Source organism: Ruminococcus sp. AM26-12LB (assembly GCF_003480785.1).
Lineage (GTDB): Bacteria > Bacillota > Clostridia > Lachnospirales > Lachnospiraceae > Blautia_A > Blautia_A fusiformis.
In genome coordinates this window covers 22,075-39,267 of the sequence record NZ_QUJX01000010.1, presented here as the reverse complement: position 1 = coordinate 39,267, position 17,193 = coordinate 22,075, and the positions used below count along the sequence as shown (strand labels likewise).

Genomic DNA, 17,193 nt, shown 5'->3' with positions numbered 1-17,193 from the left:
ATTAATTTGTTGATAAAGATTTAAGGTTCCATATTTCTATTTTACATGAAGAATATGCTGCCTTGCCTCATCCGGAACGATATCTAATAAATATGTTTCCTTAGAAGAAATTTTTTCAAGAAACTCATCCAGTAAATTTTCTTCCTTACCTTCTGCTATTGGCAGAAGTTCCTTATACAAAACCGTAGGAATTCCAATAGAATACTTTTCTTCCTCATATACGAGAGAACCAAATGTCCAGTCTTCCTGTTCCTCTGGGCCTAATTCCACAATCAACTCAACAATCGGCAAATAATGATATATTTGCAGGAAACTTAAATTGACTTCAATCTGTTCCATTCCACCCTCTGGGTCTTTTTCCGTTATCTCTATTCTCTTTCCTGTTACGGTCATTACAACTAAAGAATTTTTTGGAGGTTTTCCATTTATCTTATCTATTGATTTTGCTTGAATATAACCACGTTCCATAGCATTTGAATCATAAGCGCTATAACCTTTTGATTCGAAAACACCATAATAACGGTTCGAATTGTTTATTGCTATTAGATCCGGTGATTTGTATGTAGTTTTGCCATTAACTGAAAAAAATCGATGTTTTTTTATACGTGGATGTGAACTAAAGTTTGATATCATCGATAAGTGAACCATATACTCATAACCATATTTTTTCTTTCCCAGTACAGTGATAAGTATCATTCCAATCCAATAATTAATTGCACCAATTTCTGTACTATCCAAATAGACTTTTCTTGCAGGATCGAATAAAAGTTCTCCGTTTGGCAATAAAGCAACATATGTTTCAAACAATTTAATTTTGAAATATATCTCCTCTTTACGATTTCTTTTGTTCGCCTTGTTCAAATATATATCTGGCATCCCAGCTGACACAATAGCATCCATTAGTTCCACTCCGGTAAATGACAATGTTCCATTGCTTCTTTTATTGTGGTCAGAAATTTTTCCAGGTTCCAGATACAACTCTATATAGTAAATATCTCCACGTTTTATCTTCATCGCCTGATTCCTCGCAATTAATCGTATTCGAATTCAATTGGTTCCCATCTCTACTTAAAGCATATTTTTCAAAGAATTGAAAATCTCAATATTCGTAAGGGACAATAATCTTTCTGCAAAAATCACAATTATAGGCAGCTATGCGGTCTCCAGATATCCTTGCTGCCAACTCTGGATCCGTATTTAACCGCAAACTCTCAGAGCCTTCTTTCCACTCCAGTCCTGCCCCTGCACCAACCGCATGCAACTGACCCTTTCGCATTTTTCCTTCACAATATGGACATCTCATATTCACGTCATCTCCTTTAAGTAATTAAAGTTCCTCTTGTTCCCGAGAATTATCCTGTTCCTGGATAGCTTGTATATCTTCTTTCGCATATAATTTTTGCCTAAATGTTCTTTTCTATTTTTTCTCGTTTCATACGTTCTTTCATCAATAAAACAAATTGAACGGTCCATATTACACACGCTGCCAGACACCCGATTCCACTGTATAATAAATCTATGGCTGCCCCGGCTACAAATGGCAGTGCCATCCACATCATCCGATTTCCATATACTCTGCACATTTCTTTTTCATCATACTGTTTTCGTTCTTCCTTAGATTTCATATTATAGCCAGACAAAAATGCAGCGGCCTTTCCATTTGATTTTACAAAGCAGATTCCGAATAAAAACATAATCACTGCCATTCCCAAATCAAAGATAACACAAATTAGCATTGCAGACACCTCACTTCCCGCTCTGGCTATCAAATAAAAAAAGCCAAACACAACAGTAAAACTTATTATGTTTGGCTAGGTCAACTTGTTATTTTTTTATCACTTCTTATGGTTGTATTATACTATATATTTCTCTATAGTAAAACAATTTTTTATTTTAATATTATATTTCTACTATCATCAATTTTTCAGATATTTTCAACGCATAAACAATGCTATTAGCTACAATATTTCCGTAAAATTCATCATAGGTTTGTGTAAACGCAAAGTGTAAATGCCGCCAGAATCTTGGTAATTGCTAATTGTTTACGCCCGTATTCGGTGGTTCGCAGGATGCTGTCACCGCCCGTTTGATATTCTCCAGCGAAAGTAGGTACTGCGATTGCCACGCACAAAATAGCAAGGAACAAAATATAAAACTCAATATAATCAAAGGCATCTTTAGAAATTCCAGAATGAAGATAAAATGGCGTATCAAGTTCTGAATATTTTTCAAGAGCTTTCTGCTGTGCGGTTTCGTTTTCTCTTTGCTCGTTCCGCATGACATCCTGTAAATGTTTTGCGCACTTTTCATAATAGGCTCCGTTAATGTCATTCGGGTCAATATCCATTAAATCAGCACCAATGTCTGTTAATGGATCAGCAAACGCTTCGGACAGACCGTTCAGTAAAGGACGGATCGGGACGATTTTTTCAATATATACAGCCAGATGAAAGCCATCTTCCTCGACCGGCCCATATTCTCGACCGCAGCTTTGATAAGTTTCCAAAGCCGATTTGATCCTATCCGGGGTCGCATATTATCTGTCCTCCTTTTCCAAATCTGTCTGCGGAAACAACCACAGATACAGATCTTCCAATCGTGGTTCCGTTGTAACAGATTCATCAATTTCCAAGTGTTCGGACAGATAACGAATAGAAACCTGATTGTGATCTTCGCCTCGCTGATTGATAATGCGCAGCCGCATTTCACATTCCGGCAGCTTTGAGGTCGGAATTATGCAGTTCCAAACCTTGCCCTCAATCCGCTTGACAGATTGGAGATTTTTTTCTTTTTCACATCGGAGAGCGAAAGAATGTCCAACAAATGATTAATCTTTTTGGTAGTTATCTCATTCATTATGGAATACTATTGAAAGTAGACATTTTTTTGTGCAAAACCACGAACTTGTCCATTTATAAGAAAAAGAATAAATTATTAGGGATATTTTTGATTTCTGCACGTCTAATAGATGTAAAGAAAATGCTGGCTGGCAAAAAAAGAGGTGGTGTTTAAATGACAAAGGAACAACTTGGATCTCTGATCCTAGATTCAGAAAGACAATTATACTCAACTGCAAAAACAATTTTATTTAGTGACTATGACTGTGCAGATGCTATTCAGGAAACAATTGTGAAGGCTTTTTCCAACGTCGGTACATTAAAAAACGATAACTATGCCCGGACCTGGTTAATCCGTATCTTAATCAACGAATGTTACAGTCTTGTGCGTAAATCCAGTAAATTTATCCCATTGGAAAATCTAGCTGACAGACAGGAACTGGAATTAGAAAAAACAAAGAATTACAGTGAATTATATACAGCCGTAAATTCCTTAAAAGAGGAACTGCGTTTACCCGTTATTCTATACTATATAGAAGATTTCAGTGTAAAAGAAATCGCCCAGATCCTTGAAATATCGGAAGGTGCCGTTCAAAAGAGACTTGCAAGGGCAAGAGGAAAATTAAGGCAGGAATTACAGGAGGTGTCAATATGAGATTAGAAGATATGAAAAACGATATTCCCGAAACACCGGATTTTATCCATAATATGATTCAAAATGAGGTGGCAAAGCAGCTGGCGGATAATAAAGTGGCGAATCTGCGAAGAAGAAAACGATGGACAGCTCCGAAAGTTGCCGCAGTGGCAGCTGCGTGTGTGCTGGCAGTTTCCACGGCAGTATATGCAGGAGTAAATCTGTATCACTGGTTTTTGGAAAAACAGGGTTCTTATGGTGTTTCAGTCAAAATTGATGCTGGTGATGCAGCAAAGAAGACCGTACTTCCAGATGAGGTCCCAGAGGTAGATCTGTCTACTAAATATGTTCCGGAGGGCATGAGCTGGATTGACGAGTACCATCTCCAATATCCTGAGCATGACATGACTGGCGGGTTCAGTTTTTCATTTGTCCTGTTGGATAAAAATGATCTGGGACAGGTAGTACAGGATCAGAATGTTATTGATAGTGAAGAGCGTACATTTGGAAAATACCAGGGGATATATCTCAAATATAATAGCATTACCGAAAACGGGGCTCTTAACCAGAGAATTTATCTTATCTGCCCGGATTTATATCGTGTGCTTATGATCTACATCGGAGATGATGTGTCAAAGGATGAAGCCATAAAAGTTGCAGAAAATCTGGTGATTGAGGGAAACACGACTATGGTAAAGACCGCCGGATTACCTACATGGAGCGGAGAGATGATATCTGAAAAGACAGAAGATGATAATGATGAAATAAGTACTTCTGTAAATGAGAAAAAACTACCCATTTACCAAATTGGTGACACCTTTGATCTGGATGTGATTGGTGAAAACACAAATGGTGAATATCTGGAAAAAACGATTTCTGTAAAGGTAGATTCTGTTCAAATTTCTGATGATCTTCAGCTTCTCGATCCGGACAAAATACCACAAGAATGGGCGGAAGCCATTGATGCTGATGGAAAGCTATCTACAAACACATTGAATTATGTGAAATCTGGCGACGGAATCGATTCCCTGGATGAAATTGTGAAGTCAGAGGAAGTGAATCAGAAACTGGTCTATGTTACAGTTACCTATACCAATCATTCAAATGAGGAAATCGACCATATGCTTTATCTTGGTGCTTTACTGACCCTGACTAAGGAAAATGGAAAAGTACAGCTTTACATTCCAACAGAACAGGCCGGCGATGGCTATGACTACATTAGCTGGGACGGCGTGGCAAAGACTGGAGGAATGGTATATTATAGTGTCTCTGAAAATTATGGCAATGGTGGAAACTACATTTCCTCTATAAAACCAGGCGAAAGTGTACAGCTGAACATGGCCTGGATCGTAAATGAAAGTGACCTCAAAAATCTGTATCTGAATGTGACTGGAGACGGAGCTTCATATGAGTTCTCGGAATATATACTGAAAAAGGGACTGGTAGATATTCGCAAATAATATGCTATCGTTTATGATTCCATTTTTTTATATGTCATATATGAAAAAGCGTTTTTCGATTCCTTTTGGTTTCGAAAAACGCTTTATTTGCTTCTTCAATCTCTGCACATGAAGTGTAATCTGTGGTATCCAATACGATTTCCTCATTCTTTCCATTGCCGGTTAATAATTATAACGACAGTGTACTATATGAAGCAACCGACAACAACAAAAATCGATAGATGAGTTTCGACAGAAAAAGAGATTCCACACTGTAAGTGGAACCTCTTATCTATTAACGCAATGGACAATCAGATACTTTTATATTTTGAGCCAGTTTATGCAATCCAAGATGTCTGCAGTAGTTTTCCAAATCTTTTGGATTCTGGGATGAACGTGGTCCGATAATAATTGAATTGATAATATCTTCCCTGTGCATATTTTCTGTTTCTAAGACTTTTTGTAAATCTAAAATGTAGAACTCTTTTATTATATTGAATGTTTTGTATTCGATATGAGAATCGTTGTCCGTTACAAAATATGGTGCGATTCGGATTTCCTTTTCAGCAGTAAATGTAGGATGTTTGTGAATAAGGGCACATAATGCTAAATTATCAATGAATCCATCTAAGTTGGAAAATCCTTCCAGAATTCCAGTGGAAATATATGAAGACAATAATTTGTATAATTCATGATCCCTGGTCTCCTGAGTATAATACTGTTCGCCAATGATCATCCCATGATAATATAACAAGTTGTGCAATGCTTCGGTATTGAATTCTATTGCAACACCACGTCCATAATCGGCATAGCGGTCCCATTGAGCTGCATCGTCTAATGCCTGTGACAAACAGAACATAAAAAGGTGTTTTTGCGATGTTCTGTCATATATTTCTTTAAATATTTTATCAACATCACATTTGGGTTTTATATTATTTTGGGTAAGACCGTTCTCAATGTTCTGCTTCAGGTTATCAATAAACCCAATCACTTCTTTTGCATCATTCACATTCGTTGCGCTGCCAAACCAAATCTCTTTTTTCCTTAAAATTCCATCCAAGGCTGGAAAAGAAGTGTAATGCCATAAAGTTTTACCAACTTTCTGAACAAATTTGTCAGTAGATTCCTGTCTTTTCTGAATTTCTACTAAATTGTAGGTCATATACAATACCTCTTCTGAAATAATATCATTTGAATATGCATCGATCGGACAAATCCTTTATTCTGTATAGATGTTCCCATTCTCATCCGTCCAGGTACCGTCACCATTGTCTGTGTATCCGACCCCATCTGCGTCACAATAATAATAATCTCCGTTTGTTGTTTCTATTACATTAACAGTACCGTTACTGCCCTGGAGTTCATGCTGTTCCAGTTGGTTTCCGAAATGATAACCTTCGTCATTCCAGGTACGATATGAATTTCCATTGGCATCTGCCCAGTTTCCATCTCCCTGATAACTGTATCGGCTCCCATAATAATCAGAATAGGTCCCATCTCCGTTATCGTAAAGAACTCTGGATTCTTCATCTCCTCCACCCGGTGCTACAATTGATGCTACACCGGAAGTAGTACTGAATCCACTGGTATATGGTACGCCTGCTGGCAGATTTTCATAAGATGAAACAGACCCGTTGTTGTCAGAGGTAATTCCATCATCGGTCGTTTCACTTACCTGTCCGCTGTTTTCCATGGCAGGTTCATCGTTTGTTTCCGCATCTGCTTTTTCCTCTTCGTCTACAGAATCCTCTGTATCTGTATTCTCTGTCACTCCTCCTTCGTCCTGGGTTTCAGCAGCTTTCTGCATAGTTACCATTTCAGAAAATGGTGCATAATCCGGTACATTATTTTTCTCTGGATCTGCATTTTTTTCAATACCAGACTTCTCCGTCTCTACTGAAACTGTATCTGTCCCGGCAGAGACATTAAATACCAGATTACCGCCTGCAAGCAGCAGCGTCACAAGAATTCCCGGAAGAATTCCTTTGCGGAGTTTCCGAATGTTCACCATATACAGAATCCGATCTTTAAACACCATTTCGCTGTCATTAAGACTTGCTGTCACATATGGAATCTGATTTTCCATGGCTACTGTCCTGAGAAGCAGCTGTCGATATAATTTATGTTCCTTTTTATTAACTCTGCGAACAACTGCTGTATCACACAGATTCTCAATATCCTTATCCGCTTCTTTCAGCATGATAAGAAGAAAGGGATTGAACCAGTATATCGATGCACAGATTCGAAGGAGCATCTTATACCAGAGATCCCGATGGCAATAATGTGTAAGTTCATGGTAAAAGATAAGTTTTCTTTCTTCTGCTGAATACCCGGTTGCTGGTAGATACAATTTTGTATGTAAAAGTCCTGCAAGAAGCGGTGTGGTAAGACCTGCGTTTTGCCTGAGTTCCGGTATTCTGCGTACGTGCTTCTTTTGACACGCTGCACGGTACATCTGAATACTCACCGTATCACTTACCTGCAGACTCATCCGTTCCAGATTCCTTATAGAAAAATAATATGCCAGCAATTCTCCCGTCAGTTTAAGTACCGCTACGCTCAGCCAGACAGCAGCAAAAATCAAAGCCACAATTCCCAGCCATTTATCTGATTCGTACCTGACAGTTCTCTTTTGTTCCGGGATTTCTGTCAGATTTTTCATGTCTTTGCTCGCAGATGATACGTTTTCTGTTATCTTCTGACTTTCCTCTGGTCTGACTGCGTAATCCGTTATCTTCGGGCTTTGCGTATTCTGTTGACTGCTTCTAAGTACTTTGAAATCCACCAGTGCCAGATTCGCCGGAAGGCGCACCGGAACACAAAGGCTTATCGTAATCAACAGCCAGATAAGGTACTTCCATCTCGCTGATACACGTCCTTTAAACAGAGTCGCAAGCACTTTTACCAGTAAAATTACTACTGCTGCAATAACATTCAGTTTCAGAATGTGTAGAATGAAAACCTCCATAATTCGCTATTCCTCCCTGTCCTCCAGGTTCTTAAGAAATTCACTGAGATCCTGGACTTCTTCCGAGCTGATCTTCTTTCCATGATAAAGTGAAGTTACAAACTTTTTTAGTGAATTCCCATAAAGTTTCTCAAGAACACTCTGGCTTTCATGTGCCTGATAATCTGACTGCGAAACCAGGGGTGTATACAGATTCATTTTTCCCTGTTTCGTCACTTCCACGAAATTTTTGTTCTCCAATCTGGTCAGCAATGACAAAATTGTTGTTGATGCAAGTTTTTTCTTCATAGTGATCACTTTCTCAATCTCCGGTCTGGTCATCGGCGGAGTATTATTCCAAAGAACGAGCATAATATCCAGCTCTGATTCCGGAAGTCTCTGGTAAGTTTTTTTCACTTTTTCATACCTCCTGTTACATATTTTCTACAAATGTAGGAATAACTCTATTTTACCACGGTTCACGGAAATGGCAAGGGCTTTTGCACAATTTGCAAATGCCCTTGCCATTCCTGCAGCTACTGACCACTATCAGTCTATTTCTGTATAACTGCTGCCATTTTCATCACTCCATGTCCCGTCTCCATTGTCCGTAAATCCTGTACCATTTTCGTCCTGGAAATAATAATCACCATTTGTAGTTTCCGTAACCGTCACAGTATTACCGTTTGCATCCTGAAGGTCATGCTGTTCCAACGTATGTCCCAGATGATGAGTATCATCATTCAGAGCTGAGTAGGTATTTCCATTTTCGTCGGTATAAGTCTCATCCCCATTATCGGTATAGTTCATTCCATCATCTCCACGATATTCACAAGAATAATCTTTGTGAAGAATGTAATTAATCTCAATGGTATTTCCATCACTGTCAACTAATGTCATTGGTGAGGTAGAAAGGATATCGGAATCATCATTGCTGTCCGAGGATTTTGCAGAAGCATTTTCTTCTGTATCGGAGGAATCTGAATCTCCTCCTGACTTCTGACTGGCAGTATCTGTAGTTGCCTTATCAGAATCATCAGAAGAATCATCGGTCTGGTTTTCATTCTCCTGTCTGGTAAGTGAAGGATTTCCAGGATACGAAATATATTCTACAAATTTTCTGACGTCACTGATGTCATCTGCATCTTTTGCATATCCCACTGCCATATACAGGCTGTTTCCCTCTGAATAAATTGTCTGATAGCAGGCATCGTATGTGTCATTGCATTTGGCAATCCCTGTTTTGACATCCTCCAGTGAATATTTATAGATATTTACATAATCATTTCCGTTCGTATAGCTTGCATAGGTACCTTCCGTATCTGCTTTTTCCCATTCAGATCCAGCCGGCGGCTGTGTATAGAAATCGTTATTTCCTGCTGCCATAACCGTTGCAGCTGAAAAAATCCCAAGTGTTGCTACCGTCATAAGTGTCATAAATTTTGTCTTCATCGTGGATTCTCCTAGAATTTTATTTTCTACATCTGTAGAAGTTAATTGTATTCTACAACTGTAGAATACAATTGTCAATTCTTTTTTCTATATTTTTTTATCATCTCAGTTTAATTTCTATTTTTCCTTCCACTGGGCTATATAAATCCAGAGGATCTTCATCGCTTTCATAAACACGTCCTTCGCCTTCTCCAAATGATTTGCGGCATACTGGACATGATAGTCAGAACTAATATTTCTTTTTTCATTTTTCTGCAATCGTATTTCCATCAAAAGTGCCATTTTACGCCATTCTTGCAATAAAAAAAAGGTCCTCCCGGATAGACTATTATTGTTCCTGTCCATCCAGAAAGACCTGAAAATTAAAATGTTATATTTTTTAGAAATTATCCATTAAATTTCTGCAAACATTTAAATAAAATCATGGGTTTCGTTTTCTACAAACTCCCCATCTAAGAAAGCAAGATCATCCGTAGCTTCCTGTACTTCTGCTTCCTCGTCAGAATATTCTATCTGCCCACCTTTCTCTTCCTGCCTTTCACACCATATGACCAGACGTTTGGAGGCATCTGTTCCACAGGTGGAAAGCAGAAGCGTCGGGACTTCTTCCTGCGTTCCAAGTAAAAAAGCATCTCCATCTGCCGGTGTATACTCGCATTTTACGATCACAAAGATCCATACCCCTTCATCCGGAAGATACAGATAGAGGATATGGTGTTCTTTTAAAAATTTATCGCCAAGGAAATTTCGAAGTCCGCGGAACATGCTGCCATCTTTCATATTGTGACCATAAATGATGTTCTTGTCATCAGAAAAATCGGCATTGTTATCGGAATCCAGGAAAATGGCCCCTGCCACATGTTCTGTCTTCTTAAAAGTATGTGTCAGGTAATAGGAGTCATCGTTTCCCTGAACTACCGGGTAATCAATGCTGGTATCTGGGATCCGGATCCATGCAACGATATCCGGATTGATCTTTTTTAATGCCTTAAAATCAACCACGGTCTGTTTCCCATCGCTTCCGTCTGTTCCTTCTGTATGGTCATCCTCATCTGTTTCCTTGACGTATGTACGCAGATTTTCATATTCCTGCACACCTTCCCGATACATAAAGTAAATGCCAAAACCGGTACATACGCAAAAACTGAGTACCATCAGGCAGACTGCCACGATCATGATTTCTTTAATGTGTCTCATACAAACCTCCGATTATTCTTCCTGGAAAAAGGGCTGCCCGTAAATCGAGCAGCCCTGAACCGTATTCCTTAATTTCCTTTTTTCTTCTTATACCAGATCACGCCGCCAATGCCGCAGGCAGAAAGGACTGCCAGAAGGATCGGAAGCCAGATGTTGGTGCTGTCCCCTGTTTTCGGGCTGTTTCCTGTCGGTGTGCTGCCGGAAGGGGATTTGGTGTTTTTGATCTCTTTTACGATCTCGATCACCTTGGTTTTTCCGTCTTTGTATTCAAAGCGGATCTCTTCTTTTTTGCTGCTTAATTCATAACCATTTGGTGCTTTGGTCTCTACCAGGATATATTCCACGGTTTTCTCTACTTTTCCATTTTTATAAGTAGCAATCGGAATCTTGCCGCTTGTCGCTGTTCCGGTCTTATCCGTTACCAGTTTTTCTACGACTTTTCCGCTTTCCTTTTCACGCAGTTCAAATTCTGCTCCTGGAAGGGCTGCCTTACTGGTGGAATCGGTCTTTTTGATGACCAGTTTTCCATACGGATGTGCGTCCTTCATTTTGATTTTCTGGACTTTTCCAGTATCTTTTACCGTAAATTTCACATCTTCCGCAATGAGGTATCCATCCGGGGCCTGCTCTTCACGAAGGGTATATTCGCCTACCGGAAGTTTTTCGACCATATGCGGTTTATCCGTGGACGTCCAGCTTTCAACTTTCTTTCCATCTTTATCCAGGATGATCAGTTTTGCTCCCGGTACCTCACTGGAATCCGTAATGTCTTTCTTGCTGATTTCCACTTTGGTCACATCATCAAGCATCTGGTGTTTCTGTACTTCTTTTGTGTTTTCGATGGTAAATTCAATACTTTCCGCAGTCACATAACCATCTGCCGGCTTTGTTTCTGTCATCTTGTATTTCTTTCCTACGATAAGACCCTTGATGATATGTGCTTCCTCTTTGGATACCCATTCATCCACCGTATTTCCATCCTCATCTGTTACCTTTAAGGATGCTCCCGGAAGTTCTTTTTTGTCCGTCAGGTCTGCTTTGGAAAGTTCTACCGTAGTCTGTTCATCTTCAAAGGTGAACGCATACTCTGCAACACTGGTTCCACTGCCCTGGTACTCAAAAGTGAATTCCTGCGGTTCCTGGTCTGTCACATAGCCATCCGGGGCGGCAAGTTCCTTAATGTAGTACCTGCTATCAACCGGGAGATCTGCAACAAACTGGATCTTTCCATCCTCATCTGTGGTCTTCAGTTCGATCAGGGTGTCTTTCGCAAGGAGTACTTTGCCTTTTGAAGATACGATGTCGTCTGCTGCATAGAGGCCAAAGATTGCCCCAGAAAGTACTTTGTCACTGTCCTTTTCTTTTTTCAGGACTTCCACCTGTACCCTCTGGCGCGCATTCTGCCAGTCGGCACTATAAGTAACCAGAGGTGTATCCTGGTCACGGTATGTAAGATCCACATATCTTGGTTCATTATCCAGAACGTAGCCATGTGAGGTCTCTTTTTCCACGATGTAATAGCGTCCAAGCGGGAGATTATCCATCTGGGCGATGCCATTTCCATCGGTTGTAATGGAGCCGACCAGTTCATCTGCCGCATAATAATCTGCACTTACCCCGTCTGCTGCACGGATGGCTTCTGCCGCGTAAACATTGAAGGTTACATCAGTCAGGTTTCCAGTCACATAGTTGAACAGGTGCTCGATCATGCCTTTTGCATTGTCAAGAAGGGATACGCTGTCTAAGAATTCCCCTTTCTTGTTTACCAGAAGTCTTGCTACCGGTACTTCATCTTCCATTTTGACTTTCTGTACTTCTGCAGTATCAGAGATCGTAAACTCTACGTCTGTTGCACGTAAGTAGCCATATGGTGCAAGCTCTTCACGCAGAATGTAAGTTTTTCCAACCTGAAGTCGCTTGATCACATGTGGGGAATCCTTTACGGATGTCCAGGAATCGATCACGTTGCCGTCCTTATCCAGTACACTCATGGAAGCCCCGTCAAGTTCTGTTCCGGTCGTGATATCTGCTTTTGTTACTTCTACCGTTGTCGGCTGGTTTTTCTTCACGGATTTTAATTTGATCGTTTTTACGTCCTGGCCCTGGTATGTGGCATCAAATTCCAGGATCTCATCGGAAGATACATAACCCGCCGGCGCCTGCAGCTCTTTCACATAGTATCTGCCAAGCGGAAGATCCAGCGTAAACGCTGCCTTACCTTTTTCGTTGCTTGTGATCTCCTGAAGCAGTGTATCTGCTTTTACAATCACCTTGTCGCCGGAAGAAATCGCTTCTTTATTATATAATCCAAAGGTTGCACCTTTTAAAGCCTTTCCGGTCTCGGCATCCTGTTTTTCCACACCCAGCTCTACTTTCTGGCGTTCATTGGAAAATTCCAGTTTTTCTTCGATCTCCGGTGTGTTCTGGTCCTTATAGATTAAAGATACTTCCTGACTGTCTGGATTTAAGGCAAATCCGGCCGGTGCTTTTGTTTCCTTCACACGGTATTTTCCAAGCGGAAGGTCTTTGATAACAGCTTCCCCATTTTTATCGGTGGTCACTGTTTTTACCAGGGTATCCTTTGCATAGATCACGTGACGGTTTCCCTGCTCGTCCACCTGATGATCCGGTGTGAAAATATCTTCTGCTGCGTAGATTTCAAATTCTGCCCCTTCCAGGGAAGTTTCTTCGTATACAAAATCCTTTTTAAAGGATTTTAAGGTTTCACCAGATTTATGGATCACCAGTTTACCTTTGACCGGATGGTTTTCATAGGTCACGGTAATGATGGCATCCCCGCTGACAGAATCCATCTGATAAGCTGTATTCTTGTCAACTTTGATCTCCACATACTGGGTATTCTGGGTGTAGCCATCCGGTGCGCTCACTTCCTCGATCCTGTAATTTCCGCATTTTAAGGATTCCGGAAGGATCAGGTAACCATTTTCGTCCGTAAAATAGGATTTATGGACAACCGTATTTGGATAGGTCGTTACCTGTTCCACATACTTTTTCGCATCCAGGTCGTACACTTTGAATTCTGTATTGGCAAGGAGGACCAGCTGTTTGGTCTCGTCATCCTGTTTCACGATCTTAAGCTTCGCTTTGAACTCATCGTCCAAAAGGACTCTCCATACCTGCGGTGTGCTGCTGTTCTCGGTTACGGTTACGATAAAATCATCTACCGGCATAAAATTATGCGGTGTTGTAGTCTCACGGACAATGTAGCGTCCATAAGGAATCGGGATGCTGCACGCATAGCCGCGTTCATCGGTAAACATTTCTGTTTTTCCGTCTTCCGTAAGAACGATCGGGGTCGCATTTGTAAAGTCATAGCTTCCATCGTCCTTTACAGTCAGGCTGCTGATCAGATAAGCAGAGAATCCGGCACCTTTTAAAAGATCCGCATCGGTCTTATCATTATCCGCTGCTTTGATCAACTGGAATGGCTGTTTGATCACGTCTTCTTTGGAAACGGTATTTCGTTTTACCGTCTCTACCTGGTCTCCTTCGTAGTTACAGTTTACATCATGCTCCTCTTCGTCCAGAAGATAACCTACTGGAGGCGTGATCTCCTTCAAATAATACTTTCCAAGATACAGGTTGCTTACGCTTGCTTTTCCCGCTTTATCGGTCGTCAGGGTAGCTACCTGCTCGTCCTTTTTATAAAGGACTCCGCTCCTGCCATCCGGATGGTTAATGTCTTCCCTTGCATAGAGCCCGTAAATGGCTCCTTCAAATACGGCATCTCCCTGTGCGCTGTTTCCTGTCTTGCTGTCTTCTTTTACCAGGTCGATCGTTGCATTTACACGCTTATTTGTAAAGGTATGGCTAAAGTTTACCTTTTCTTCCTTATCATTGGTAAACTTAAAAGTGAAGGTGTAAGTATCCTCACTGTTTCTAAGGTAAAGTTCCGGTGCCTGGATCTCCCGGATGCTGTAGCTGTAATTGATCGGAAGTTCCGCTTTATAAGAAGCTTTTCCATCGGCTCCGGTCGTTGCTTTTTCGATCAGGGTTCCTTTGGGAACAACGGTCTTACCATCAACTTTGATATCTTCTGCTGCATACAGCCCGTAAATACCTCCGGAAAGCGGATTTTTGGTCTCTTCGTCCTGTTTTTCCACACGGACAGCGGCCTTCTGGCGTTCATTTAAAAATGTGGCACTGCCGGTCTGCACTTCTACGGTCTGGCCTGCATACACAAGCTCAACAGTCTTGGACTCTCCTTTGCATACATAATTATCCGGAGCCTTCGTCTCGGTTACAGTGTAGGTGCCAAGATAGAGATCTTTTAACGTAACGCTTCCGTCATCTCCGGTAACCAGATTATCCTTGACAAGTGCACCTTTTTTATAGATGAGGGTGCCATCTGCCGCCTTGATATCTGCACCTGCATAAACACTGTAAACGGCTCCTTTCAATTTCCGTTTTTCGTAGGTAAATGTCACACCATCTTCCGTGACGGCAGCTCCGGTGAGCACTTCTCCTTCTTTATAAATGGTGAGTGCACCCTTTTGCTCTTTATCCGTTAAGTTCTTGGAAGCGGTCTGCCCCACGACCAGCTTTACCCCATAGGCTTTGGTATCCAGCACATATCCGGACGGGCCTGAGATCTCACGAAGGTAAACGGTATCCTGTGTTTTGGTGATCTTTACTTCGGATTCCCCTTTTGCATTTGTTGCCGGCATTTTTTTGATAAGTTTCGTGCAGGCTTCATCTGCATAGATGCCGTAAACGGCACCTGCAAGGAGCGCGTTGCTTCCCTTATCTTTTTTGATGATCTTGACCGTTGCTTCATCCGGCCAGTCTACCTCCAGGTTCAGCTCCAGTGTATCTGTATAATATCCAAATCCGATATCCTGGCTGTTCGCCAGCTTTAAGAGCATGGCATGGAAATTAAGCGGATAGTTGGATGTGATCGCATATTTTCCTTTCAGGCTTCCAATATTCTGGGTGGTTGCTTCCAGATGGAATTTTTCACCGCCCTTTACGCTCACATTTCCGGTCCCGGTTTTTCCTGTCGTCTCATTTACAAGGGAGACCCCGTTTTCCAGATGGATCGTGATCACAAAAGCTGCATTTGCCTTCCATGTAAATGTCGGGCTCTGGTTTCCATTTGCAGAAGCACTGAGCCCTGGTGTCAGTTCCATGGTCGTTGGATCCGGCATCTTTGCAAGGGCTGCCTTGATCTCTTTTAACATGTTTTTGGCAGTTGTCGAAAGGGAGCCGCCAAATCCGGATTCCCCGTCATATAAATAATCGACCAGATAATGCTGCATTGCACGGGTCTCGGAGGAACAGCCGTATTTTTCCATGATGGATTTGATATTATAGCCGTTGAATGTGCCGCCCCATCCGGGACCGCCATATCCGTAAAACATGGCCTTCCTTAAATAACGGTCATCGCCGCCTTCATCCAGTTCGACCATATTTTTATAAGTCGTTCCACTTGGCGGGGACTGTTTACTGTGCTGCATGCAGTATGCATAGACGGTATAAGTCTTTCCGCCTGCTTTGTAACGGATATACTTATAGGAATCATTTCCGCCCTGTCCCATAACAGAATCAAAAGGATGCAGTTTTCCATCTGAATAATAGTAATAGGTATTAGCTTCAATGTCTGTTGAATCATCCCACAAGTCTCCATCGGAAGCTGCCACGGTACTAATACCGCCCTCAGCCTGGTCATATAGCACACTTAATGCAACATCATCTTCCGGCATCTCAAAGCTGAAGGAATTTGTTCCCTCATCGTAGCTTACTTCTGCATACAGAAGATCTTCGGTATTCTCTGTCTGGTTTGCTTCGATAAGACTTGTTCCCACTGCGATCAGGCTTCCCTGAGGGATATCACCGGAAAAGTTGACCGTCTCCCCCGTCTGGTAACGTCCGTCCTCGTGGTCCAGTTCAATATTGAATTCATTTCCCTGTACGATGTCAACCTGATGGCTTCCATCCTCTGGTTCCTCATCGGAAAATCCTTCTGTTTCCTCTTCTTCTGGCTCCTCCGTTTCTTCCGGCTCTTCCAGAGTTTCCGGGGCATCTTCCGGGCTTATAGTCGGGAGGACGGGGTCTGCCTCCGGTTCGTCATCGCCGCTTTCCTGTTCCTGGCCGCCATTGGATCCGTCTGTTTCTGCTTCCCTTGGTGTCACAGTAATGTTTCTGGCAACCAGATAGGCTTCCCCGGATACGGGCGTAACAAGATATACGCATTTATAGGTCCCCGCATGGTTATAATCAAATACAGTCCCGTCTTCCATTGCTGCTTTTTTCAGTTCCACATGGTCTCCGTCAGAGAGTTTCAGTCCTGTAAAATCATTCTGAATATCAAAGGCTTCCCCTTCGGTAACCATAAGCGCAAGTTCCGGATCAGCAACGGTTTCCTCGATCAGTTCCTCCTCGCTTTTCTCCGTCTGCGTTTCTGTCTGTACCTCGATCTGCGTCTCGCTCTGTGCGGAAACGCCTCCCACCTCAGCGGCGGATACTGCAGAAGCTCCCGTCTGCAAGAGCGTAGTGCAGCACAGAGCAAAAGCCATCGCACCCGCCATCCATCTTTTCTTCCAGTTTTTTTCCAAGTGCACGTTCTCCTTTCATGATCGCTTTTTTCCCTGCAGTTTTCTTTTGGTCCGTCTCTTATCTGCATCGCTTTCTCCTTTCTTCCGGCTTTTTCAGCCAGATAAAAAGGAA

At 41.7% G+C, this 17,193-nt stretch carries 12 protein-coding genes; 2 read left to right on the top strand and 10 right to left on the bottom strand.

Features of this window, described 5'->3' with window-relative positions; genetic code table 11:
* Positions 1 to 36: 36 nt before the first annotated feature.
* The 4 genes from DW694_RS08885 to DW694_RS08870 all read right to left on the bottom strand — a co-directional run bounded on the left by DW694_RS08885 (position 37) and on the right by DW694_RS08870 (position 2,506).
* Positions 37 to 1,014, bottom strand: coding sequence for a hypothetical protein (locus DW694_RS08885; protein WP_055056117.1), 978 nt, complete (start codon positions 1,012 to 1,014; stop codon positions 37 to 39).
* A gap of 85 nt (positions 1,015 to 1,099) precedes the next feature.
* Complete coding sequence (locus DW694_RS17440) at positions 1,100 to 1,303, bottom strand: PF20097 family protein (protein ID WP_055056118.1); 204 nt, start codon at positions 1,301 to 1,303, stop codon at positions 1,100 to 1,102.
* A gap of 100 nt (positions 1,304 to 1,403) precedes the next feature.
* On the bottom strand, positions 1,404 to 1,736 hold the full coding sequence (locus DW694_RS08875; RefSeq protein ID WP_055056119.1) for a DUF3784 domain-containing protein: 333 nt from the start codon (positions 1,734 to 1,736) through the stop codon (positions 1,404 to 1,406).
* A gap of 245 nt (positions 1,737 to 1,981) precedes the next feature.
* Positions 1,982 to 2,506 carry a hypothetical protein gene (locus tag DW694_RS08870; RefSeq protein WP_226844624.1) on the bottom strand — a complete coding sequence of 175 codons (525 nt, stop codon included), beginning with the start codon at positions 2,504 to 2,506 and terminating at the stop codon, positions 1,982 to 1,984.
* A 506-nt stretch (positions 2,507 to 3,012) separates the two neighbouring features.
* Between DW694_RS08870 and DW694_RS08860 the strand changes: the two genes are divergently transcribed.
* Positions 3,013 to 3,492: a sigma-70 family RNA polymerase sigma factor gene (locus DW694_RS08860; protein WP_110103111.1), complete on the top strand. Its 480-nt coding sequence runs from the start codon at positions 3,013 to 3,015 to the stop codon at positions 3,490 to 3,492.
* The gene (locus tag DW694_RS08855) at positions 3,489 to 4,931 is read left to right on the top strand and encodes a DUF4367 domain-containing protein (RefSeq protein ID WP_110103110.1); all 1,443 of its coding nucleotides are present in this window, start codon (positions 3,489 to 3,491) and stop codon (positions 4,929 to 4,931) included. Before DW694_RS08860 ends, DW694_RS08855 begins: the two co-directional genes overlap by 4 nt.
* 274 nt (positions 4,932 to 5,205) lie before the next feature.
* Here the strand turns inward: DW694_RS08855 and DW694_RS08850 are convergent, their stop codons facing one another.
* From DW694_RS08850 to DW694_RS08820, 6 genes are all read right to left on the bottom strand, one after another.
* Positions 5,206 to 6,072, bottom strand: coding sequence for a DUF2971 domain-containing protein (locus tag DW694_RS08850; protein ID WP_055056206.1), 867 nt, complete (start codon positions 6,070 to 6,072; stop codon positions 5,206 to 5,208).
* Positions 6,073 to 6,129: 57 nt separating this feature from the next.
* Complete coding sequence (locus DW694_RS08845; RefSeq protein WP_015542764.1) at positions 6,130 to 7,878, bottom strand: M56 family metallopeptidase; 1,749 nt, start codon at positions 7,876 to 7,878, stop codon at positions 6,130 to 6,132.
* Positions 7,879 to 7,884: 6 nt separating this feature from the next.
* On the bottom strand, positions 7,885 to 8,274 hold the full coding sequence (locus tag DW694_RS08840) for a BlaI/MecI/CopY family transcriptional regulator (RefSeq protein ID WP_059085781.1): 390 nt from the start codon (positions 8,272 to 8,274) through the stop codon (positions 7,885 to 7,887).
* Positions 8,275 to 8,406: 132 nt separating this feature from the next.
* Positions 8,407 to 9,309 carry a hypothetical protein gene (locus DW694_RS08835; protein ID WP_015542765.1) on the bottom strand — a complete coding sequence of 301 codons (903 nt, stop codon included), beginning with the start codon at positions 9,307 to 9,309 and terminating at the stop codon, positions 8,407 to 8,409.
* A gap of 411 nt (positions 9,310 to 9,720) precedes the next feature.
* A complete protein-coding gene (gene srtB, locus DW694_RS08825; protein ID WP_118752873.1) occupies positions 9,721 to 10,506 on the bottom strand; it encodes a class B sortase in 786 nt (261 codons plus the stop codon).
* Between the two features lie 68 nt (positions 10,507 to 10,574).
* Positions 10,575 to 17,081, bottom strand: coding sequence for a SpaA isopeptide-forming pilin-related protein (locus tag DW694_RS08820; protein WP_353615811.1), 6,507 nt, complete (start codon positions 17,079 to 17,081; stop codon positions 10,575 to 10,577).
* Positions 17,082 to 17,193 lie beyond the last annotated feature (112 nt).

Coding starts and splice junctions, on each gene's coding strand:
- DW694_RS08885 (WP_055056117.1), bottom strand. CDS start 1,014: ATGAAGATAAAACGTGGAGATATTTACTATATAGAGTTGTATCTGGAA.
- DW694_RS17440 (WP_055056118.1), bottom strand. CDS start 1,303: ATGAGATGTCCATATTGTGAAGGAAAAATGCGAAAGGGTCAGTTGCAT.
- DW694_RS08875 (WP_055056119.1), bottom strand. CDS start 1,736: ATGCTAATTTGTGTTATCTTTGATTTGGGAATGGCAGTGATTATGTTT.
- DW694_RS08860 (WP_110103111.1), top strand. CDS start 3,013: ATGACAAAGGAACAACTTGGATCTCTGATCCTAGATTCAGAAAGACAA.
- DW694_RS08855 (WP_110103110.1), top strand. CDS start 3,489: ATGAGATTAGAAGATATGAAAAACGATATTCCCGAAACACCGGATTTT.
- DW694_RS08850 (WP_055056206.1), bottom strand. CDS start 6,072: ATGACCTACAATTTAGTAGAAATTCAGAAAAGACAGGAATCTACTGAC.
- DW694_RS08845 (WP_015542764.1), bottom strand. CDS start 7,878: ATGGAGGTTTTCATTCTACACATTCTGAAACTGAATGTTATTGCAGCA.
- DW694_RS08835 (WP_015542765.1), bottom strand. CDS start 9,309: ATGAAGACAAAATTTATGACACTTATGACGGTAGCAACACTTGGGATT.
- srtB (WP_118752873.1), bottom strand. CDS start 10,506: ATGAGACACATTAAAGAAATCATGATCGTGGCAGTCTGCCTGATGGTA.